The organism is Spirochaetaceae bacterium, from assembly GCA_009784515.1.
Lineage (GTDB): Bacteria > Spirochaetota > Spirochaetia > WRBN01 > WRBN01 > WRBN01.
This window is the reverse complement of sequence record WRBN01000004.1, coordinates 20680-40754: the sequence shown is the minus strand read 5'-3', so window position 1 is coordinate 40754 and position 20075 is coordinate 20680. Positions and strand designations below refer to the sequence as shown.

21 protein-coding genes are annotated in these 20075 nt (G+C 42.2%); 12 read left to right on the top strand and 9 right to left on the bottom strand.

Features of this window, described 5'->3' with window-relative positions; translation table 11 throughout:
• The 3 genes from FWE37_01065 to FWE37_01055 all read left to right on the top strand — a co-directional run.
• Positions 1 to 376, top strand: a 376-nt coding sequence (locus FWE37_01065; GenBank protein MCL2519582.1) for a hypothetical protein, incomplete at its 5' end; no start/stop codon positions are given.
• A gap of 109 nt (positions 377 to 485) precedes the next feature.
• Positions 486 to 1505, top strand: coding sequence for a cyclic nucleotide-binding domain-containing protein (locus tag FWE37_01060; protein MCL2519581.1), 1020 nt, complete (start codon positions 486 to 488; stop codon positions 1503 to 1505).
• On the top strand, positions 1505 to 2143 hold the full coding sequence (locus tag FWE37_01055) for a Crp/Fnr family transcriptional regulator (protein ID MCL2519580.1): 639 nt from the start codon (positions 1505 to 1507) through the stop codon (positions 2141 to 2143). The genes FWE37_01060 and FWE37_01055 overlap by 1 nt, the downstream gene beginning before the upstream one ends.
• A gap of 97 nt (positions 2144 to 2240) precedes the next feature.
• Here FWE37_01055 and FWE37_01050 read toward each other — a convergent pair whose 3' ends face one another.
• The 5 genes from FWE37_01050 to FWE37_01030 form a co-directional block, all read right to left on the bottom strand.
• Complete coding sequence (locus tag FWE37_01050; GenBank protein ID MCL2519579.1) at positions 2241 to 3848, bottom strand: hypothetical protein; 1608 nt, start codon at positions 3846 to 3848, stop codon at positions 2241 to 2243.
• A gap of 97 nt (positions 3849 to 3945) precedes the next feature.
• Positions 3946 to 4821 (bottom strand): glycosyltransferase family 2 protein, encoded by an 876-nt coding sequence (locus FWE37_01045; protein MCL2519578.1) that lies wholly within the window; start codon positions 4819 to 4821, stop codon positions 3946 to 3948.
• Complete coding sequence (locus tag FWE37_01040) at positions 4788 to 6545, bottom strand: aminopeptidase P family N-terminal domain-containing protein (GenBank protein ID MCL2519577.1); 1758 nt, start codon at positions 6543 to 6545, stop codon at positions 4788 to 4790. Before FWE37_01040 ends, FWE37_01045 begins: the two co-directional genes overlap by 34 nt.
• A gap of 141 nt (positions 6546 to 6686) precedes the next feature.
• Positions 6687 to 6968: a CopG family antitoxin gene (locus tag FWE37_01035; GenBank protein ID MCL2519576.1), complete on the bottom strand. Its 282-nt coding sequence runs from the start codon at positions 6966 to 6968 to the stop codon at positions 6687 to 6689.
• Positions 6965 to 7228: a hypothetical protein gene (locus FWE37_01030; protein ID MCL2519575.1), complete on the bottom strand. Its 264-nt coding sequence runs from the start codon at positions 7226 to 7228 to the stop codon at positions 6965 to 6967. The genes FWE37_01035 and FWE37_01030 overlap by 4 nt, the downstream gene beginning before the upstream one ends.
• A 189-nt stretch (positions 7229 to 7417) precedes the next feature.
• Between FWE37_01030 and FWE37_01025 the strand changes: the two genes are divergently transcribed.
• The 6 genes from FWE37_01025 to FWE37_01000 all read left to right on the top strand — a co-directional run bounded on the left by FWE37_01025 (position 7418) and on the right by FWE37_01000 (position 12456).
• A complete protein-coding gene (locus FWE37_01025; GenBank protein ID MCL2519574.1) occupies positions 7418 to 8404 on the top strand; it encodes a hypothetical protein in 987 nt (328 codons plus the stop codon).
• Between the two features lie 175 nt (positions 8405 to 8579).
• Positions 8580 to 8993 carry an EamA family transporter gene (locus tag FWE37_01020; protein ID MCL2519573.1) on the top strand — a complete coding sequence of 138 codons (414 nt, stop codon included), beginning with the start codon at positions 8580 to 8582 and terminating at the stop codon, positions 8991 to 8993.
• 86 nt (positions 8994 to 9079) lie between these two features.
• Positions 9080 to 9430 (top strand): hypothetical protein, encoded by a 351-nt coding sequence (locus FWE37_01015; GenBank protein MCL2519572.1) that lies wholly within the window; start codon positions 9080 to 9082, stop codon positions 9428 to 9430.
• 69 nt (positions 9431 to 9499) lie between these two features.
• A complete protein-coding gene (locus tag FWE37_01010) occupies positions 9500 to 10171 on the top strand; it encodes a hypothetical protein (GenBank protein MCL2519571.1) in 672 nt (223 codons plus the stop codon).
• Positions 10164 to 11306, top strand: a complete 1143-nt coding sequence (locus tag FWE37_01005) for a RelA/SpoT domain-containing protein (protein MCL2519570.1) — start codon at positions 10164 to 10166, stop codon at positions 11304 to 11306. The genes FWE37_01010 and FWE37_01005 overlap by 8 nt, the downstream gene beginning before the upstream one ends.
• Before the next feature lie 16 nt (positions 11307 to 11322).
• Positions 11323 to 12456, top strand: a complete 1134-nt coding sequence (locus FWE37_01000; GenBank protein ID MCL2519569.1) for an aminotransferase class V-fold PLP-dependent enzyme — start codon at positions 11323 to 11325, stop codon at positions 12454 to 12456.
• Positions 12457 to 12476: 20 nt separating this feature from the next.
• Here the strand turns inward: FWE37_01000 and FWE37_00995 are convergent, their stop codons facing one another.
• From FWE37_00995 to FWE37_00980, 4 genes are all read right to left on the bottom strand, one after another.
• Positions 12477 to 13319 (bottom strand): UTP--glucose-1-phosphate uridylyltransferase, encoded by an 843-nt coding sequence (locus tag FWE37_00995; GenBank protein MCL2519568.1) that lies wholly within the window; start codon positions 13317 to 13319, stop codon positions 12477 to 12479.
• Position 13320: 1 nt separating this feature from the next.
• Positions 13321 to 14355 (bottom strand): hypothetical protein, encoded by a 1035-nt coding sequence (locus FWE37_00990; protein MCL2519567.1) that lies wholly within the window; start codon positions 14353 to 14355, stop codon positions 13321 to 13323.
• 10 nt (positions 14356 to 14365) lie between these two features.
• On the bottom strand, positions 14366 to 16732 hold the full coding sequence (gene pheT / locus FWE37_00985; GenBank protein MCL2519566.1) for a phenylalanine--tRNA ligase subunit beta: 2367 nt from the start codon (positions 16730 to 16732) through the stop codon (positions 14366 to 14368).
• A gap of 78 nt (positions 16733 to 16810) precedes the next feature.
• Positions 16811 to 17392, bottom strand: a complete 582-nt coding sequence (locus FWE37_00980; protein MCL2519565.1) for a Maf family protein — start codon at positions 17390 to 17392, stop codon at positions 16811 to 16813.
• A gap of 248 nt (positions 17393 to 17640) precedes the next feature.
• Here FWE37_00980 and FWE37_00975 point away from each other — a divergent pair, with 248 nt between their 5' ends.
• Genes FWE37_00975 through FWE37_00965 form a run of 3 tightly spaced genes read left to right on the top strand, consistent with a single transcriptional unit; the run spans position 17641 to position 19966 of the window.
• The gene (locus tag FWE37_00975) at positions 17641 to 18570 is read left to right on the top strand and encodes a LysM peptidoglycan-binding domain-containing protein (protein ID MCL2519564.1); all 930 of its coding nucleotides are present in this window, start codon (positions 17641 to 17643) and stop codon (positions 18568 to 18570) included.
• A 37-nt stretch (positions 18571 to 18607) separates the two neighbouring features.
• Positions 18608 to 19201 carry a TetR/AcrR family transcriptional regulator gene (locus FWE37_00970; GenBank protein ID MCL2519563.1) on the top strand — a complete coding sequence of 198 codons (594 nt, stop codon included), beginning with the start codon at positions 18608 to 18610 and terminating at the stop codon, positions 19199 to 19201.
• A 3-nt stretch (positions 19202 to 19204) separates the two neighbouring features.
• Positions 19205 to 19966, top strand: a complete 762-nt coding sequence (locus tag FWE37_00965) for a hypothetical protein (GenBank protein MCL2519562.1) — start codon at positions 19205 to 19207, stop codon at positions 19964 to 19966.
• The last annotated feature ends 109 nt before the right edge of the window (positions 19967 to 20075 follow it).

Here is a 20075-nt window from a genome sequence, read left to right as displayed (position 1 = left end):
ATTAGAAGAAGCTTACAATAACCGGCATGGTAAAGCTTTAAGATTTTTGTTTGATTACTTAGCCAAAGAAGAAGCCGATGATGAGGAAGAAGAGGACGAAATGAAGTTACCTCCGGTCAAAGTGAATAACAAAGCTAAACCCGCCCCAAGCTCTGCTAAAACTAAGCCGGAGGATAAGAACAATCATCAAGATAGGCCGGAGAGTAAAGATAAGCAGCCGGCCAAGCCGGTTAATGATGACGACGAAGATTGGCTTAATATGGATTATTTAACTGGGGCTTTTAAACAGATGTTAGACGGCGAAGAACCTCCGGCCGGCTTTAGAGAGAAAGTAGCTAAAAGGATAGAGGCGGCCGAATTAAAAAGTAATAATTAAGAATTTTTGCCTTCCCAATTATTAATTTTTTACCCTCCGTTTTTAGCGATTGCTAAAAGATAATTTTTGTGTTATACTTACGCTATCTAAAAGGGCGGGAAAATAAAACGTGTCCAAAAGTCTTTTATATAAAACAAATAGTGTTATTTACTTTAAGGGCGACCGTACTTCGTCTTTTTATGTAGTAAAGTCGGGTAAGGTGGCTATTACCTTTCAAGATGATATTTCTTCGTTAAATGATGATAACTCATCGGGGGATAAGCGTACTTTAGGAGTTGGCGATTTTTTTGGTGTGCGCAGCGCTTTAGGCAATTTGCCGCAAGACGAAACGGCGATGGCTTTAATCCCCAGCGAAATTGTTTTGCTTAATTATGGCGAATTTGAAGAAATAATTAAAAAACACAGCGATATTACGTTAAAATTGCTGCGTAATTATAGCAAGCAATTAAGTGATGTGCATCAACAAATTCAAAGTTATATGCGCCAAAAAGACGAGCGTAATGCCGTTGATACCGAAACCGGTCTTTATAGCGTGGGGCTTTATTTTTTAAAAAACCGTCTTTACCGCCAAAGTAACGAAAGTTTTAAACGTTACCTAAAGGCTTATCCGGCCGGTAAATACGCCGGCGATGCCAAAGCTAAAATAGAATATTCGCAAAGCCGTATCGGCGGCAACGAAGATGCCGAAGAACGTTTTTACTCTAAAATTAAAGGGGTGGTAGCTGCCGGCAGCGCCGTTATTAGCGAGGCCGAGTCTTTATTTAATGAGGCAAAGGTTTTGTTTGACCAAAAAAAATATGCGCCGAGTATCTTAAAGTTTGGCCGTATTGTGCGTGAAACCGATAAAAGCTTCGAGCCATATTTGGCCCAGAGCGAATATTATATGAGTGAGGCCTTTTTTAATTTAAAAAAATATCAAGATGTTATCGAGCACTTGTCGGCGTTTTTTCCTAAATATCCCGAATCCCCCCTGATTAACAATGCCTTATTATTGATGGCGCGCAGTTACGAAGCTTTAAACGATAAAAAGCTGGCCGTAATTTTTTATAAAAAACTTTACGATTTACTGGCAGAAGGTTCGCCGCTTAAGACTAAAATAGGGCCGATTATTAAGGCTTACGGAGGATAATGATGGAAAGTAACTCGTTAAATAGGTTTGCAATAACCTACAAAGCCGGCGATATTATTTTTTGCGAGCACGAAATAGGCGATAAATTTTTTATGCTCAAGGGCGGCCGCATTAAACTGATGCGGGTAATTGGTGATACCGAAAAAACGATAGCCATTTTACAAGCCGGTGATTTTTTTGGCGAAATGTCTATCCTTAACGATAACCCGCGTAACAGTACAGCTATAGCTTTAGAAGAAAGTACCGTGCTTTCTTTTACCAAAGAAAACCTTGGCCTTTTGGTTAAAAATAACCCTACTATGTGTATAGCTTTGCTTAAATTATTTTCTAAACGTATTTACGACCAAAGACGGCAGCTGCAAATATTACAGCTAGACGATGATGTATCTAAGGTGGTAGATGTTTTATTAATGTTAATAGACGGTTTACCGCCGCAATCTGCCAACGAAAATGCACGGGCTATCCCTGTTAATGTAGAGACGGTGGCCAACTGGGCTGGTCTTTCGGTAGATTCTGCACGCCATGTGCTTAATGCTTATGTAAGCCAGCGTAAAATGATTGTTTCGCCCGAGCAAATTATTGTTAATAACATTAGCGAACTGCAAAGGTTTATTAATAATAAAAGAAAGGTTAATTAGGTAATAACTAACAGTTAATAGCTAAGAGGTTGCTTACGGCAACCTCTATAACGGCAAAAAAGTTACGCTTTTGCTAACACTAATTTTTAGTTATTCACTAATAATGAAGTTCTAAGCCAAAAAACATCTCAAATTGCGAGCCGCCTACACCGCGCGGCGGGTTAGCCTCTGGCCGGTAAATTTCGCCGAAGATATTAGAGTTATTAATTATCCCTTCAATATCGGCGGCTATGCTGGCTCTAATCCTAAAGTTGTTAGAAAAAGCGGGGTAGTACACCAGCTCTAGCCCTAAAGCGTTGTAAGGTTTTTGCCAATCGGCCCTATAGTTACGCACCAGCATACCATCGTAGGTAATATGGCCGTGCAGCTCGCCAATACCGCTAAACTGCCATAAAAAAACATTATTAATTAAGGTTAAGTTCCAAAAAAAGAGCATATCGCCGATAATACGGTCGTCTCTAATACCGCGGGCAAAACGCCCCAAATTTTCATCACCATCTTGACGGTCGCGGAAGATACTGTAATTAAAACCGATGCGGCCGCTTATCCCTAATTGCTCGCTTAGCCTAGTAAATCCGGTAAAGGTGGCGTCAATAACAACGTTCCACGCATATTGTTCGGGGCTGCCATCACGTTCTTCGCCCCACAGGCCAAACCGCCGGGCCTTTGAGGAATCGACGCTGGTATTGATACCGGCATTGGCATGAAAGCCATGCCTAAAGTTACCCATGTTCTGTACATTCCAGATGGAAAGGCGGTTATTTGCCCAAGGCACATAACCGGCCCGGCTGTCCTGAATACTGTCTTCCAGCCGGTAGTTCATATTTAACCCGCTATTAAAGGTATACCAAATATGGCCGATAGGTGTTTGCCACAGCGGTACTGGTATGGTAAGCCCAACGGTAGTGGTTAAAAAGTAGGGGTCGGTGGCTTCCGGAAAACTGTCATCAATGGCGGTAGCATTTACCCTTACCTGTTGGCGGACAAAAGTATTTAAACGGATATTTTGGCTAAGCTGCCACCAAGTATCAAGGCCGATACCGCCGGCAGCGATACGGCTATCGTGTTTTAAATCGTTGCTGCCGGTTTCGGGATTTTCGGGATAAAAATTACCGCCGGCGTTAAAACTTAAGGTAAAAAGGCGGTTAAAGGCAATAATAGGAATGTGGTAACGAATATCGCTGTTAAATTGGCGGCCATCACTATTGTTTACGTAGTTAAAATCCCACTCTAAGCTGCGCAGGAGGCCCAAAAAGTTAAAGTGCCTAAGCCTTAGGCCAAAGGTAAGGCCGGTGTTAGAATCGATACGCGGGTAAGGCAAAAGCAGCATATTACCGTCTTCGATGGCCATAATAGTTATTTGCACCATAATGCGGCCTTGGCTATCGGTTTGCCCGGTAATTTGAGACGTAATAGCGGCGCTGCGAAAGGCGTTAAGGCCGTTAAGCACCCACTGCCAATGGTTTATGCGCCCGTTTAAATCGTTAAGGCTGGTAAAGGTACGGCCTACATAAAGTTGGTTGGCGGCATCTTGCCGTCCTTCGGTACGGGCTAACCGTGCTAAAAGCGCTTGCTCGCTGGTGTTACCGCCCATTAAACCGCCTTCGATAACAAAATTAATCTGACTAACAATATATTGTTGTTGCTGGCCGTAAAGCCAACTCATATTAAGCAAAAATAACACCAAAACAATTTGTTTAAACATACTCTCTACCTTGCCTACACTATAGTAGAAACAAGGTAAACAATCAAGAGCAACGAGCTATTTTTAATTATTATAAATCTTTCGATTGCAAAGTATCTTATTGTATATTTAATGCTAATTCATTAAGTTTAGCTAAATTTTGTTTAGCTTTATCATATAAACCACGTTTAAAACAGCCGGCTATGTAGATGGCTAATTTTCGGCATAATTCATTATATAACAATGTTTTGTGTAAGTAATTAAAATCAAAGTGATAATAAAGGCGAGATAAAGCCTCTATTCTAAAACTTTCTATCTCGTTATATTTTTCGCTTAAGTGGTCGCCAAAGCCGGCCCGCTTAATAACCAGCGGTTCATCGATATAAGCCGCCGGGCCGTAACTTAACAGCTTTAAACATAGCTCGTAATCTTCGGCTACCTCCAGCTGACTAAAGCCGCCGGCCCTCCGAAATAGCTCGGTCTTAACTACCATTGTGGAAGGGCCAACGATACATTTTATTAAGGCATCGGCAAAAATATCACCCGCATGCCGATGTTTTTGGCTGGCTTGGCTTATCACTTTATCGCTCCGCCGCCATTCTTCGCGGCAATGAAAGATGGCCGTATTGTCATCACTTTGTTGTATTTGTTTATATTGTTTCTCTAGTTTATTGGGCAGCCACAGGTCGTCGCTGTCTAAAAAGGCAAGGTAGCTGCCGCCGGCTAAGTTAGCCCCAGCATTACGGACAACGCCGGCTAACCCACAGTGCTCTCTTTTTTGATAGCTGACGGGCAGTCCATCAAAGCTTGGCTGCTCCTCTGTACTGCCGTCATCAATAATAATTATTTCGTAATCGTTAAAAGATTGCGCCAGCGCCGACTCTACCGCCTGCGTAAGCAAAACCCGGCGGTTATAAGCAGGGATAATAACCGAAAAAAAAGGCTTAGCTTTGTTTATAATCATAAAGATGGCCGGCAAAGCTCTTTTAGCCACTCTTGTACTTTAGGCTCCACAAAGTTAGCCAACTTAGCGTAAACATTTTGGTGGTAACTAGCCAGCCACTCCAGCTCGGCTTTGCTTAACATATCTTTGTTAATTAGCTTTTCCTCGAAGGGGCAAAGAGTTAAATTAATAAATTGTAAAAAATTGCCGGCGGCGCTCTCTTTAAATTTAGCGCTGTAAACCACATTTTCCAGCCGTATACCATATTGGTTAGCTTTATAAATACCGGGCTCGATACTCATAACGGCGCCGGCTTTAACGGCGTAACTTTTTTTACCATTAATACCTACCGGCCCTTCGTGCACCGCTAAAGCGCTGCCTAAACCGTGCCCGGTACCGTGATTGTAATTTTGGCTAGCTTGCCACATACTGTAACGGGCAATACCATCTAGCTGGGCGCCGGTTGCGCCTTCAAAAAAAGCGGCGCTGTTTAACATAATTAAACTTTTTAATACTAAGGTGTAATCGTAAATTTCGGCGGCGGTAGGTTCGCCCAAATGTAAAGTACGGGTAATATCGGTCGTGCCGCTGCTATATTGGCCGCCGCTATCTACCACGATTAAGCCGGCAGTTAAAGGAGCGCCGTTGTCTTTGCCGGCGCTATAATGAACTATCGCTCCGTTGGCCCCCATACCGGTAATGCTGGCAAAACTCATACCGATAAAGCAATCACTTTGGGCTCTAAATTGTTCTAATTTAAGCACTAAGTCGTATTCGGTCAGGCCGGTTATATCGGTGTGGTTAAGCCAATATAAAAAATTAACCATAGCCAGCCCATCATCTAAATGCGCCTCTTTAAAGCCTTCCAGCTCGGCTTCGTTTTTCCATACTTTAAGTTCGGCAATAATTTCATCGCCTTGCACCAAAATATTTTGCTCTAAAAGTTTGTGGGCAAAATACGCCGAAGTGCGGCTGCCGTCAATAAAAACCGCGCCGTAAAGCCGGCCGGCCGCTTCTTCTGCCTGCTCGTAGCTATTTAACTTAAAGCCGTTATCTTGTAAATAGTTAGCGGCCTCCGCCGTCAGTGGGTTATTGGTAAAAAGGGCAGCGCTTTCTTGAGTAATGAGGGCATAACTATAAAAGAAAGGGTTATAGGTAATATCGCTGCCACGCAAGTTGGTAAGCCATGCTATATCGTCTAGGCTGCTAATAAAATAAGCGTCGGCGTTGGCTTTAACCATAGCGGCACGTACTTGACCGAGTTTTTGGCCGGCGCTAAAGCCTACATAATTTAAATTATGTAAATAAATTTGATTATTAACTAAAGCGGGGCGGGTAGGCCAAGCGGCCGTTAAATCGGCATCGATTAGTTCAATTTTCTTTAGCTCTAATGCCGTCTTAAGCTGATTAAAACCGGTGTAACTATGCACTTTACTATCTAACCCTAAACGGCCGGCGGCCGGGAGGTTAGCCAATAAATAGTGGGCAATGGTAGGGGTATCGGGTAACCCATCTTTCATTAAAGTGATGCCGCTGCCGGCAATTTGGGCTTCGGCCTGCAAATAATAACGGCCATCGGCCCAAAGGGCGGCGCTGTCTTTTAGCACCACTAAAGTGCCGGCGCTGCCGGTAAAGCCCGAAAAATAAGCGCGCGCCTGAAAGTGCTCGGCGGTGTATTCGCTTTGGTGGCTATCGTCTGTAGGGATAAGATAGCCGGCCAAATTATGGTTAGCCATAACTTCTCTTAATAAAGCTAAACGGTTAGGAACGGTCATAAAAACCACCTCTTTGCGGTAATATAATATTAACCCAAACCGGCTAAATGGCCGGTAAGGCTAAGCTTGTTAAATTATAGCACAGCTTTTTTAAATTGGCTATTAAATAAACGGCAAATTTAGCGGTTTTTAGGTACTTGGCTAAAGTAACGGCTCGTTAAGGGTGATACGGCCATCTAAGTAACGTTTTAACACCACGCCTATTAAAGTTTGGTAGGGCATATTGTTTTGGGCGGCAACTTTTTTATAACCGTCTACCACATCGTTAGGCAATTTAATGTTAATGGCTTTGCGTTCAGCTTTTAATCGTTTGTTAAACCTTTTAAAAGCTTCATCAAAATGGCCGTTATCTTCAAGCTCTTGTAACTCTTTTTCTTCTTCTTCAAGTTCTTTAATTAACTCGGCTCTTCTTTCTGCTGTCATCTTTTTCCTCTAGCTTTACTTAATTTACGTGACTCATAAGCTGTTTTTAAAAAATAGCCGTTAGCGGTTGGCACAGCAGGGGCGCCTATTAAGTTTTTTATGTTAGGTAACGTAACAATAAATAAAACTTGACCATCTCTGCTAGGATTAGGTTCTATATCGTACCTGCCGGCGTTAATTTCTTTAGAAATTAACGTTAAAGAAATGCCTCGTAACTCCATTAAAACGGCTTCTTTTTCTTCGCTCCACTCAATTACCATACACTAAGTGTATACCATAGTATCTACTTTGTCAATAATTATATGGTAAATTTTTGTACCGGCACATTAAAGCGGGATATTTTATTAATGCCGCTAAATTACCCAGCTACGTAAAAACATTGGCAACCCTAAATAAAAAGCCGCTAAAAACCGATTACTATAGTAGTTAATTAACAAGCGAGAACCATAATGCCAAAAATTGCTCTCTTTATATTTATCTTTAGCTGCTTTACTGTGGCGGCGCAAAGCGCTAATAATATTGAATTTAGCGTACGTTTTCAGGATAAACAAGTTTATTACCCGCATTCCGATATTAAACTTAGGTTAGCTATCCGTAATTTGTCGGCCGAAGATTTTCTCTTCCAGCTGGCCGATGAACCATTTTTTAATGTCGATATTATGGTACTTACCCTTACCAATCAGCAGCTTAGGCCCTCCGAAATTTTTATGAGGCGCACCCGCTCTAACGAAACGCGGCCGGTGCTGTACCGCCTAAAGAGCTTGCGCAGCGGCGAGGAACATAGCTTTGAGGTTAGCTTGCGCGATTTTGTTGATATTAGCCAGCCCGGTAATTATATTATCAGGGTTAGTTTTAGGCCGCAAGCCGGCTTAGCTGCGGCCGCAGTAGCTAACCCTATAGTTAATTATACCTTGCAGGCCGATGCTTTACAGGCTAATAGTTTATCTTTAACCATCCGCCCGTTTATGCCGGGGCGTACATTTATTGATAGTTTAGATAGCGAAATACCCGAAATACTCCAGCAGCAAAACTTACCGCCCGATGAAATTATGAACTTTACTTTACAGGCAAGGCAGCTGGAACAATGGGACAGGTTCTTTTTATACATTGATTTAGAGCAGCTATTTTTACGTAATATCGATAGAGCACGCCGTTACCAATTTGCCGCCGTCGAGGTAAGGGCGCAAATGTTAGCCGATTTTAGGGCCGAGCTTATGGCCGTTACTACCGAAATGGATTTATCGACCATTCCTTACGAATTTACTATTTTATCTACCTTTTTTACCCCGACTAATGCCGTAGTTACCACGCGCCAAGTTTACCGCCAGCGGCAATTTAACGAAGTACGCGAGTTTAGATGGTTTTTAAGGCGCGGCGATAATGGTATTTGGCTTATTTACGACTACGAGGTTACCAACTTGGGCACCGAGCGTTAGGGCAAGCGCGTACGGCATTTAATATTTTTAAATTTAGTTATTATAGATTTTGCCCGTAATGCTCACGAAGGGGAGTTAGTAAATTGTTTTTATTTTTGGTGTCTATCAAGGGATAGTTACCTTATAAATTTTCCTCTTGACACTGCTTAACTTAACATTGTATTATCTATTTATTATGTGGTTACCTTTCGCTCTGCTGGCTGCTCTTTTTGCAGCTTTAACCTCTATCTTGGCTAAAATCGGCCTTGAAGGTGTCAATAGTAATTTAGCTACCGCTATTCGTACCGCCGTCGTACTCGTGATGGCATGGGGTATGGTCTTTATTACCGGCAGCGTTAAGGGCATTAACGATATATCCAGCCGTTCGTGGTTATTTTTGGGCCTATCGGGGCTAGCTACCGGGCTGTCATGGCTTTTTTATTTTAGGGCTTTGCAGCTTGGCCCGGTAAGCCGTGTTGTGCCTATCGATAAACTAAGCGTCGTTATCACCATTGTGCTGGCTTTAGTTATTTTTGGCGAAACCGTTAGCTTAAAAGTGGTGCTGGGGGCTTTACTCATTACCGTCGGCACTTTACTGATGGTACTATAAAAACTATTAAGTAACTTATTAAATAAAAATTTCCGCCGGCCTTGTCAAAAAATTATTATTAGGCCATACTAGTAGTTATGCCTGCTATGCTGATAGATAATTTAAATTTTAGCTACCAAGAGCTGCTAAGCCTGTTTGAAAAACGTTACCAAAAAGGGGCTTACCATAGTAAAGCCTTTTTTAAAGGACTTTATAGCTTAGCGCACTCTAAAGTGAGCGCTTATCCCGGCTTTGAGGCCAACCAAAGTTTTGCCCGGCAGCTGGAGGGCGATTTGCCTTTTGCCTTGCCCAAGCCCGATAAAATTTTTGGTGATAAAACACATATTAAGTTTAGCTTATTATTTGAAGATAATGTATTTAGCGAAAGTGTGATTATCGCTATGCACGGTTACTATACGTTGTGTCTATCCAGCCAAAGCGGCTGTAAATGGGGCTGAACCTTTTGCGCTACCGGCCAGTTAGGCTTTAAAGCTAATTTAACTACTGCTCAAATTGTAACACAACTGATGGTTGCTAAATTTATTTTAAAAAAAGATATTAAAAATATTGTGTTTATGGGTATGGGCGAGCCGCTTGATAACTTTGATAATGTGATTAAAGCTATAGATATATTTACTCACCCTTATGGGCCAAACATAGCCGCCAGCAACATTACCATCAGCAGTGTGGGCAGTGTTGATAACATTAATAAATTTGCTAATTTAATTAAAATGGATATAGAGCGCGCCAAAACTCCCCCAAAAGATGTAGTAAGCCCTACAGCTTACCGGGCTATTCGTTTTGCCGTTAGTTTAACTGCCAGCAATAATGATATTCGTAGTAAATTAATGCCGGTTAATCATAAGTGGAATTTGCAGGCGCTTAAAGGGGCGTTACAAGAATTGCCTTTAAAACGTAAATCGCATAATTTATTTATAGAATACATTTTAATCGCCGGTCTTACCGCTAGTACTGACAATGCCCGCGAGCTGGCCGCTTACCTTAGCGATTTACCCAGCGTAGTTAACTTAATTAATTATAACCCTTTAGCTAACTCGCCCTATCGGCCGGCAAGCCGAGATGAACAAATTGATTTTGTTAAAAATTTAACTACCGATGGACAAGTTTGCCGCTGGCGTGACGAACGCGGGGCCGACATTGGCGCTGCTTGCGGCCAGTTAGGAGCTATGTATGCTTAGTTTTGAACAACTAGAAGACCTTTACAGCAAATATTATTTAGAGTTAGAGATAACTTTGCAGGCCTTTATCGAGCATTTAAAAGGGCAGTTATCACTTTTTGCCAGCCCCATTACCTATAAAGGACGCGTTAAAGAACTAAATAGTCTTTATAGTAAATTGTGTCAAAAAGGAAATTATAATAATAAAGCTATTATGCCGGTTAGCAGCGATTTATTAGCGGTGCGTCTTATTGTTCCCTTTTCGGGAGAAGCTTTACTGCTGGAAGAATTTATCGAAAAACGTTATCAAACCCTTGAAGTAGAGCGAAAAGCTATGAATTTAACTTTTAAAGAATTTGGTTATGACAGTACTCATTTACTTATTAAATTACCGGAAGAATATCAAATAATTGATTTTACCGATTTATGCATAGAAATACAAATACGTACTATCCTGCAAGATGCTTGGGCCGAGGTAGAGCACCAACTTGTTTACAGCGATAGCTATGCGCCGCAAGACCAAAACTTGCGCCGTAAAATGGCTGCTATTAATGCCAGCTTAACTTTGGCCGATATTATTTTTCAGGAGACACGCAACGAGCAAAAAGAGGTAAAAAACCAAAGTAATTTGCGCCAAAGCCGCCTTGATGCTCATATCGAAGAGCTGTTCACGGTAAATTTTGAAGTTTTACCAAATAATTTATCTGCCGGTAATTATTTACTGCTGGGGCTAAAAGCTCATAACGCGGGCCACTATCAAGCGGCCATTAATTTTTACAGTAAGTTACTTAACGATAAAAATATTTCGGCTAAAACAAGCGGTTTAGTGTTAAGTCATCGAGCAGCAGCTTATCTTAGCTGTAATAAAATAGAGGAAGCCTGTGCCGATTATCAAGCAGCTGTAAACATTGAAGCCGGCGCCGAAAATTTTTACTATTTAGCCATTTGTTTGCTATTAAAGCAAAACTATCAAAAAGCCGTTGATAATTTTAACCATAGTATTAATTTAAAGATTAGCGCTCATAGTTATTTAGGCCGTGCTCGTGCTTATTACCAATTAAACGACCATTTAAATGCTTTAGCCGATTGCGAGCGAGCTTTAGCCCTAGAGAAGCTACCGGGAGCCCAAAGCTTAAAAGAGCTTTTAACAACTTAACATAGGTTAAAAAATTATGCATTATTTTGATTACGCTGCCACTGCTAAACCCGATGAAGCTATCTTTAAAGAGGCCGGCCGGTTAGCTTTAAGCCACTTTGCTAATCCTTCCAGCAGCCACCAGCTGGGGCGGCAAGCCAAAATTCTTATTGAAGAGCTGCGTAATCGTGCAGCAATGGCGCTAGGTGTGGCCGGCCACACCATCACCTTTAACAGCGGCGCTACCGAAGGGAATGGGGCCGTAATGTTATCTTTTATTAATAATTTAAGTAAAGGTGAAATACTGCTTAATGCCGGCGAGCATGCCGCCGTCTACGAAAACTTTAAATTATTAAAAAACTTTGGTTACACCGTTAAAGAATTAGTTGCCGCCGGCGGTTTAATTACTCCCGAGCTTTTACAAAAAAAATTGACTAAACAAACTAAACTGGTAGCTATTATGCTGCTTAATAACGAAACCGGGTTAATTAATAATATAACCCAGCTGGCCGCCACCATTAGGGATTACGAAGCCGCCGAAGGCTGCCGTATCCACCTGCATGTAGATGCTACACAAGCGTTAGGTAAAATTAACTTTGACATAACCAAATTAGATACCGATAGTTTAGTGCTGGCCGCTCATAAAGCCGGTGGCCCGCGCGGCAGCGGCCTGCTTTATCAAAAAAAATGGCGTGAACCTTTTTTAGGCGGCGGCGGCCAAGAGTTAGGCAATCGCAGCGGCACCGAAAATTTACTAGCCATCGCCGGTATGGTTTTAACTTTAGAAAAATACTATAATGTAAAAGAAAGCCGCCATAACGAAAATTTACTCATAAACGGGCTGCAAGATTTAGGGGCTACCGTCCTACCTAACTTGCGTTTAATTAAACCTGAAAATTTTTGTCCTTATATTGTTAGCTGCGCTTTTAGCCCGCTTCCCGGCGAAGTAGTGGTACGCATGGCGAGCGAGCACGGCCTTTATATCTCCACCGGCAGCGCTTGCAGCAGCAACAAAAAAACCGATTTGCGTGCCTTAACTACCGCCGGAGTAAGCGAACAGCTGGCTAAACAAGCCGTGCGTTTTTCGTACAGCCCAGCTACCGGCAAAGAGGAAGTAAAAGTTATGCTGGCGGTACTAAAAGAGGTATTAGAAAAGTTAAGAATTAAATAAATAAAAATTAAGAACCGTCCTTAATTTTTATTTATTACTTTATCAATAACAGCTTTATAATTAGGTTGCTGTATAGCATAATACAGCACGGCCTCTAGGTAACCTTCCGGCTCGCCGGTGTCTAAGCGTTTACCGGTAAAACTCACGGCATCAACTTTACCGGCTTTAATTAAAGGGGTAAGGCCGTACACATGGTAAAACTCGCCATCACTTGGTTTGTAATTTTTAAAAGCGGCCTCTAATTCTTTAAAATATTCGGCGGTAAATAAATACCGTCCTATCGATACCTCATGGCTGGGCTCTGTACCTACCGCCGGTTTTTCTACTAAAGCTGTTACTAAATTATCTTTAGTAACATCGATGCCTAGCACCCCATAGCGGCTCACATCACCGGGCACATGCATAGCGGCGCATACGCTGCGGCCGGTTTTATTGTGCTGCTGGATAAGTTGTTTAGCCAGCGGCACTTCGCCAAAATGTAAATCATCGGGGTAAGCCACTACGGCGCTATCGCCGCCCAGCCACGGCATAGCCGTTAGCAACGCATCGCCGCTGCCAATACTTTGTTGCTGGCGCACAAAACAAATATTAGCCTTGTAAGGTTTTATTTTATCCAGCTTTTTGCCGGCCCCTTCACGGCTAAAAATAGCCTCCAGCTCGGCCTCGCTGTCAAAGTAATCGTCCATTACTTTTTTACGGCGGCTGGTTACAATAATAATATCGTTAATACCGCTGTTAATAAACTCTTCGACAATAAAAGCAATGGCCGGCTTGTCAATTAACGGCAGCATTTCTTTGGCCAACGTTTTGGTGGCCGGTAAAAAGCGCGTGCCATAGCCGGCGGCAACAATTATCCCCTTCATTTTATTCCTCTCTTATGGGTGCGTCATCATCGGCCGCCGTTACTTCCGGCTGCGGAGCCGCAACCGGTGCCGGAGCAGGCGGAGGAGCCGTAAAGGTAAGATTAATATTACTGGCCGGCACAAAACCAAAATTGGCATCGCGCACCCAGATATTGCCCTGAAAATCGGCCAGCTCTTCTACCAAATTAAGATTGGCTAAACTGGTAGGCAAAATGGGGGTAAAGATGGTGGCCAGCTGCAAGCTGTACGGGTTAGGCTCGGCAAAAAAAGTGGTAGCGCTTCTTTCGCGTAAGCTGGCGGTATTGGCGGCAATAGGGTTAAAGACAGGCCTTTGTAAAAACTCGTGGAAGGCAAAAATATACGCCGCACTAAAAAGATTTTCGTTAGCCAGCGCCAAAGCCTCGTTCATATAACGGTCTCTTAAAGTTGGGTTACGTTCGTTTAAAGCCAAATAATAAAGAGTAGCTAAAGTAATGTCGGTAGGGTTTAAACTAACATCGTTTAAATTGATGAAGTGATTTTGCACCCGCAGCCAAAAGTGCGACATATATTTAACCTCGACAAACCCGTTACGTTCGCTGTTTGGTACAATACCCACAATGGCCATAGCCGGTATGGTTGCATCGGCGATACGGATATTATCGGGATTTTGCCTTAAGGCAACATTAGGGATATTGACTACTGCTAGTACGCCATGTCTTAAAATGGCGTGCGGGCTGATAAATCCCGATTCGCCGCTGGCTAAATCGCTGGCGCGCACGTGGCCGTTACTATGCGGCGGGGTTTCTTCGTCTAAAATGACGGTACTGCCGATAGGCAAAGCAAGGCCGTTAATCAGGCCGCCGTTGGCGTTTACCCCTCTAAACAAAAGAGTATCTTGCTGAATAACCACCGCAGCCGGTATCTCGGCGATAGGGGTAACCGGCGTAACAAAACTTTCATCGGCGGCCGGCGGCACATAAACCTCTACGGTATTATCGTTACCGCAACTTACAATAAACAAGGCGGCCGCTAATAATAAAATAATTTTTTTCATTTTCATACCTCTAAATTTTAAGCTTATATCCTGCTTTGTCAAGTAAGTTGACAATTAAATCTTCGCTTTTTTTAATTTCATCGCTATTTAAAGTTTTATTGTCGCTAGCTAAAGTAGTGCGAATGGTAACGGCCCGGTTACCATCGGCCAAATTAAAAACACTTTCTATTAAACTTTGCTGCCAATAAGGTACCGTTTCTTGATTAAGTACGGCTAATACCAAGTTGGCTTCGTGCCCGCTGACAATAACTGTACAATCGAAAGTGCTGTGCGGAAATTTGCTCAGCGGTTTAAATTGCACTTTAGGTTTAGCTTGCTGGCGGTAATTAGTTAAATTTAACTCGGCCAGCGCTAAGTTGCCCTTAATTTTATAGCTATTTAATAATGATGGGTGAACGGTGCTGACAAAGCCTAAATTTTGCCCCCCGGCTTGGATTGTAAAGTTTTCGTAGGGGTGCAGCCCATTCCAATTTAAGTAAGGTAAATTAACCAAAGTAAAATTAAGATTAAAAGTTTTATAAAAGGTTTTTAATAAATTAACGGCTTCTATAAACCTGTTGTCTTTACGGCTAAACAAAGCTAAAGCCAATTTGTAATGGTCTTCGGCAAAGTTAGTTTCGTTAGCGGCAAAGGCACGGCCGTATTCGTATAAGGCAAAACTTTCGTAATTACTTTGGTTGTATTTAGTTATCTTTAATATAGAGGGCGTTAAGGCCGGCCGCATTAAGCCGTGCTCCGGCGAGATAGAGTTAGCTAGCTTAAGCGGCTCACCTTCGCTGGGCCACTGCGCCTCGTTAAGTAAAGCGCTGCCGATAAGCGGGTTGGTATAAACTTCGTACAAATTTTTACTACTAAAAAAATCCTTTAAATTTCGTTCAAAAGTAAAAGTTAACGGGGTATCTTCTATTTGCAGCGGCCACAAAGCCGGTTCGGGTTTTATGTTGTGGTACCCCAGCATACGGCCTAATTCTTCGTAAATATCGGCCTCCAGCAGCCGGTGTTTGGCGCTTCTAAAACTAGGTGGATACACTTGCAAAGTATTATCAGCGTTTAAATCAACTTTAAAAGCTAACCGCTCTAAAATAGCCGTCGCTTCGTTAGCCGCTACGTTAAAACCTAAAAGTTTATTAAATCTGCTTAAATTAACTTTAACCGAGTACGGTTCAAAGTTACCTTTTAGGCCATAACTTATAGCATTAAAGTTAGCCTGCGGAAAGATTTGTTTAATTAACTGCGCACAGCGCAACAAGCTGCGCTCTACCCTTGTTACATCAAGGGCTTTTTCGTACCTAATCGAGGCATCGGTGCGCAGCCCCAGCCGCAAGCTGGTCTTACGAATGGCTTCCCCTTTCCACACCGCTACCTCTACAAAAAGGTTGGTGGTAGCGTTATTAACCATACTGTTTTGGCCGCCCATAATACCGGCAATAACCAGCGGTTTTTCCTCATCGGCAATAACGGTATCACCGGCGGTAAGTTTACGCTCTTTGCCGTCTAGCGTGGTAAAGAGTTTGTCTTTATCCAACTGGTAAACCTTAAGGCTGCCTTTAATAGCGGTTTCATCAAAAAAGTGAGTGGGGATACCCAGTTCCAGCATCACAAAGTTAGATATATCTACCAAAGCATTAATGGGCCTAATACCGGCGGCCATTAAATTATCGGCCAGCCATGCGGGGCTAGGTACAGCTGCCACCCCGCTTACATTAAAGCCGGCATAAGTTAAGGCGGCGCTTTCGTTTACTTTAATATCAAACGAGTTTTGCTTAGTAAAAAGCTGCCGCTGTTGCTCCGTCCAGTCTTGATTAAAATTATTTTGATAAGGAATATTTAACAAAGCCGCTATCTCGCGGGCCAGTCCCTCAAGGCTCCATAAATCGCAGCGATGAGTGATTGATTTATTATCGATAATTAAAATGTCATCTTCGGGTAATAACTGGCTTAAGCTTTGGCCAATTACCGCAGCGGACGGCAGTACCATCAGGCCTTCGTGGTTATCGCTTAAACCCAGCTCGGCTTCGCTGCATAGCATACCGCTGCTAACAATGCCCCTAATCTCTTTAGCTTGCAAAGTTATACCATTGGCTAAAGTAGCCCCTACTGGGGCATAAGGCACAATTAGGCCAATGGCCGCATTGGGCGCGCCGCAAACTACTTGCTGTTCGTTTTGACCGGCGCTAAAACTTACCAGTTTTAGGTTATCGGCCTGCGGGTGCGCCTGAATGGCGGTAATTTTAACGGCAATAATTTTATTTAAGTGCCGGTAACTTACATGTTCTACTTCGCACTCACAAACGGCTTCGGTAAGTTGTGCCGCTAATTGTTGGGCGCTAACGGGGATTTTTACATAATTTTTTAAGGTATTTAACGAAATATCCATAACTAAGTATAGCTTACTAAGGTAAATGTTGCAAGAGCGGCTTAACTACTTTAAAAGCAAAAGCCGCTTTATTTTAGCTTAAAATTTATAGTTTAATTCTTTTAAAATAGCGTATAATCTATGCAAAGGCAAGCCCATAACGTTACTTACGCTGCCATGCACGGCTTTAATAAAAACTTGCGCTTTGCCTTGTATTTTGTAGCTGCCAGCAGCATCTTGCCACTCGCCGCTATCTAAATACCAATCTATATCTTCTGGGGTTAAACGCAAAAACTCTACTTCGGTAACCTCTACCGTCGTTACCGTACGGCCTTCGCCGCGATTATAAACGGCAAGACCGGTATAAACCTGATGCCGGCGCATAGATAGTTTTTTTAAAAGCTGCTCGGCATCATCACGGCTATTAGCTTTACCATAAATGGCGCCGTCTAAATAAATAAAAGTATCGGCCGCTATTACCCAATGGCAGCCAATACTGCGTTCGTTTTGTAAAAAAGCGTTAATTTTACCGCCGGCTAACCTAAGAGCGGCCTCTTTGGGGCCTTCGCCTTCATTAATAGTTTCATCAATATTACTGGGTGCAGCCCTAAACGGGATACCTACCGTTTTTAAGAGCTCTTGCCTGCGCGGCGATGCCGAAGCTAAAATTAATGTTTCCATAAGTTAAACTATTCCTTGCTGTAAGCCATATTATACCATAATTTAAATTGCTATGTAAATAACAAGCTGCAATTATTACACAAATTTAATAATTTTATAAAGCATAATGTTTAATTAAAGACTTTTTTAAGCTAAAGCCAATAATCAAAACTTGCCGCTTTAAAAAAAAGTAAAAAAAATACTAAACTTTTTACTTAAGATGACGATAAAGGTTAAATTTTATGGTTTTTACAGACGAAAAATTAATTATGAAATTGCTATTACTTTTTGCCCTTATTTGTATGGCTAGTTTTAATGCACAGGCTCAATTACAGCACCGTTTAGAGAGGGGAGAAACTTTATTTAGCTTATCCCGCCGTTTTAATGTCTCTGTAGCCGATATAATGCAAAGCAATAATCTTACTAGGGTAGATAATTTACCTGTGGGTTTATTATTAACTATTCCACAAAATCAAAATAATAACAATCAGACTGTACCCGGTAACTCTACCTTGCCGGCTACTTACTTAGTTAATAGGGGCGATACCTACTTTAGCATAGCCCGTAACTTTAACATTACAGTAACCGAGCTACTGGCTTTACTTGGCCGTACGGCCAGTACTCCTTTACGTGCCGGTGAGGTATTACATTTTAACCGGCAAAATAACCAACCTCATAATACCGCCGCTTTATCACCGCCGATAACTCCGCCGGTTACCCCTAACCAACAACCGGCCGTACCACCGGTTACCACCGCCGTGCCGCCGCCCATTACGGTAACGCCACCGCCTAATAATAATAATAATAATAATAATACTCCGGCTACTACTAGGCCCAATGCCACTTTGCCGGTAGTTAATGGCTTAACTTGGCCGGCCAGCGGGCCGGTTTCGCCCAATAACGGCGTGCAAGGCGGGGTGCGCATTGCCGTTAACGGCCAAAGCCCTATCCTGTCTTTGGTGGCGGGTACGGTTATGTACACCGGCATTTACCGCGAACTAGGCCATGTAGTGCTTATTTTACACCATGACACCAATTATTTTTATGTTTACAGCGGTTTTGATACCGTACTTGTTAGCATAGGCGATAACGTACAAAGCGGCACCATACTTGGTAATACCTCGCGTAGCAGAGATATATTTTTTTCGGTCTTTAACAACGGGGTTTTTATCGACCCGCATTTAGCCCCTCGCGCTTAGTTGACATTTTTAGAAAAAAAATGTAACAATACTAAAAATGCCGCGAATTATTGACCACAGCGAAAGAAGAGAGCTTATCTTAAAAGAGGCTCTTAATATCTTTAACGAATTAGGTGTAAAAGACACCACCTTAGCCCTTATTGCCGAACGTTCGGGCATTAATCGTCCTATTTTGTACCAATATTTTACCGATAAAGGTGATATTTTTCATTATGCCGTTAAAAATGTAACCGATAAAATGTACGAAGATTATAAACAAATTGTCGCCGGCCCTGCCGCTAAAGAAGAGCAGCTGCTTACCATTTTAGATAGCTTGTTTACCACGATGCTTAACGAAAAATCGCTGCTGGGGGCTATTGTACATTATTATTTTGAGCTATGTAGCAGCGGTAACGAAAAAAAATTTAAATATTACGCCAAACGCCGTACCATTAAATTTAAACGCTTAATTTACTCTGTTTTAATTAACGGTGAAAAGCAAGGCGAATTTGTTAAAAACGCCAGCAAGCAGCTTAACTTTTTATTTACCATCGGGCAAACCAGCCTTTTGCAGATAGCCCTTTTTAAAACCAACGCCGAAGAATGTCAAAATATTATCCGGTTAGCCATTAAAAATATAAAGGTAAATTAACTAATGCAGAGCGCTCAAGAACCATCTAATATAGAACAAGAATGGCCGCTTAACAGCTTGCAAGATATTATAAAAATAATGCAAGCCGTTTTAAGCCGCGAGCTTAAAGTGGTACCGCTGGATAACGCTCGGCCCATTAAAACCAGTATTCACTCTCAAATTCATATTCCGCCCGACGATGAACGGGCTGCCATTTTGCGGATAGGCGAAGAAGGTTTTAACGCCGCCAGCGAACACCTATGGACCATCGGCTTTAACGAAAACTTTGAATTATGTTTTTTAGATTTAATTGCCACCGGTGATAAACTTTCGGTAAAGTTCCCCATCTTAAAAGCTTTTAGAGGTTTTGTTTATTACAAAGCCTACTATGCCGTATTTGTGCACAATCACCCGGCCGGTGAACCGCTACCCTTTAGTAAAACCGATAAAGATACCACCACTAAACTGATACGTGCCGGTAACATGCTGGATATTATAGTGTATGACCACATGGTGATAGACCCGCAATTAAAAACCATTAGTATGTTAGATGAAGGTATATTTGAAGCCTTAGAAAAAGATGCCATATGGGCCGACCTAGAGGCCGAAGAAGTTGCCGAAGTTATTAGGCTAAAAGACGAAATTATTGCTAAACGTGAAGAAGAGTTAAAGAAACAAGCCGAAAAGATGGGCCGGTTAGCAACCATAGCTCAAAATCAAGACCAGCTGCTTACCAAGCAAGCGGAAGAGATAGCAAAACTTAGGGAAGAACTGGCCAAAAAATAATCTACTCAATCCTTTTCGCCGGCGAAGAGGATTGAGAGTGATATGTATAAATAATTAACTTTTGGTTAATTGTTAAGCTTAAAGTACCGCTCGATGCTTATAAAAGGCT

Bases quoted from the DNA above. Each gene is read 5' to 3' on its own strand.
- FWE37_00970 (MCL2519563.1), top strand. From the start codon at position 18,608: ATGCCGCGAATTATTGACCACAGCGAAAGAAGAGAGCTTATCTTAAAA.
- pheT (MCL2519566.1), bottom strand. From the start codon at position 16,732: ATGGATATTTCGTTAAATACCTTAAAAAATTATGTAAAAATCCCCGTT.
- FWE37_01010 (MCL2519571.1), top strand. From the start codon at position 9,500: ATGGTTGCTAAATTTATTTTAAAAAAAGATATTAAAAATATTGTGTTT.
- FWE37_01000 (MCL2519569.1), top strand. From the start codon at position 11,323: ATGCATTATTTTGATTACGCTGCCACTGCTAAACCCGATGAAGCTATC.
- FWE37_01005 (MCL2519570.1), top strand. From the start codon at position 10,164: ATGCTTAGTTTTGAACAACTAGAAGACCTTTACAGCAAATATTATTTA.
- FWE37_01025 (MCL2519574.1), top strand. From the start codon at position 7,418: ATGCCAAAAATTGCTCTCTTTATATTTATCTTTAGCTGCTTTACTGTG.
- FWE37_00990 (MCL2519567.1), bottom strand. From the start codon at position 14,355: ATGAAAAAAATTATTTTATTATTAGCGGCCGCCTTGTTTATTGTAAGT.
- FWE37_00980 (MCL2519565.1), bottom strand. From the start codon at position 17,392: ATGGAAACATTAATTTTAGCTTCGGCATCGCCGCGCAGGCAAGAGCTC.
- FWE37_01055 (MCL2519580.1), top strand. From the start codon at position 1,505: ATGATGGAAAGTAACTCGTTAAATAGGTTTGCAATAACCTACAAAGCC.
- FWE37_01030 (MCL2519575.1), bottom strand. From the start codon at position 7,228: ATGGTAATTGAGTGGAGCGAAGAAAAAGAAGCCGTTTTAATGGAGTTA.
- FWE37_01035 (MCL2519576.1), bottom strand. From the start codon at position 6,968: ATGACAGCAGAAAGAAGAGCCGAGTTAATTAAAGAACTTGAAGAAGAA.
- FWE37_00975 (MCL2519564.1), top strand. From the start codon at position 17,641: ATGAAATTGCTATTACTTTTTGCCCTTATTTGTATGGCTAGTTTTAAT.
- FWE37_01015 (MCL2519572.1), top strand. From the start codon at position 9,080: ATGCTGATAGATAATTTAAATTTTAGCTACCAAGAGCTGCTAAGCCTG.
- FWE37_00995 (MCL2519568.1), bottom strand. From the start codon at position 13,319: ATGAAGGGGATAATTGTTGCCGCCGGCTATGGCACGCGCTTTTTACCG.
- FWE37_01020 (MCL2519573.1), top strand. From the start codon at position 8,580: ATGTGGTTACCTTTCGCTCTGCTGGCTGCTCTTTTTGCAGCTTTAACC.
- FWE37_01040 (MCL2519577.1), bottom strand. From the start codon at position 6,545: ATGACCGTTCCTAACCGTTTAGCTTTATTAAGAGAAGTTATGGCTAAC.
- FWE37_01050 (MCL2519579.1), bottom strand. From the start codon at position 3,848: ATGTTTAAACAAATTGTTTTGGTGTTATTTTTGCTTAATATGAGTTGG.
- FWE37_00965 (MCL2519562.1), top strand. From the start codon at position 19,205: ATGCAGAGCGCTCAAGAACCATCTAATATAGAACAAGAATGGCCGCTT.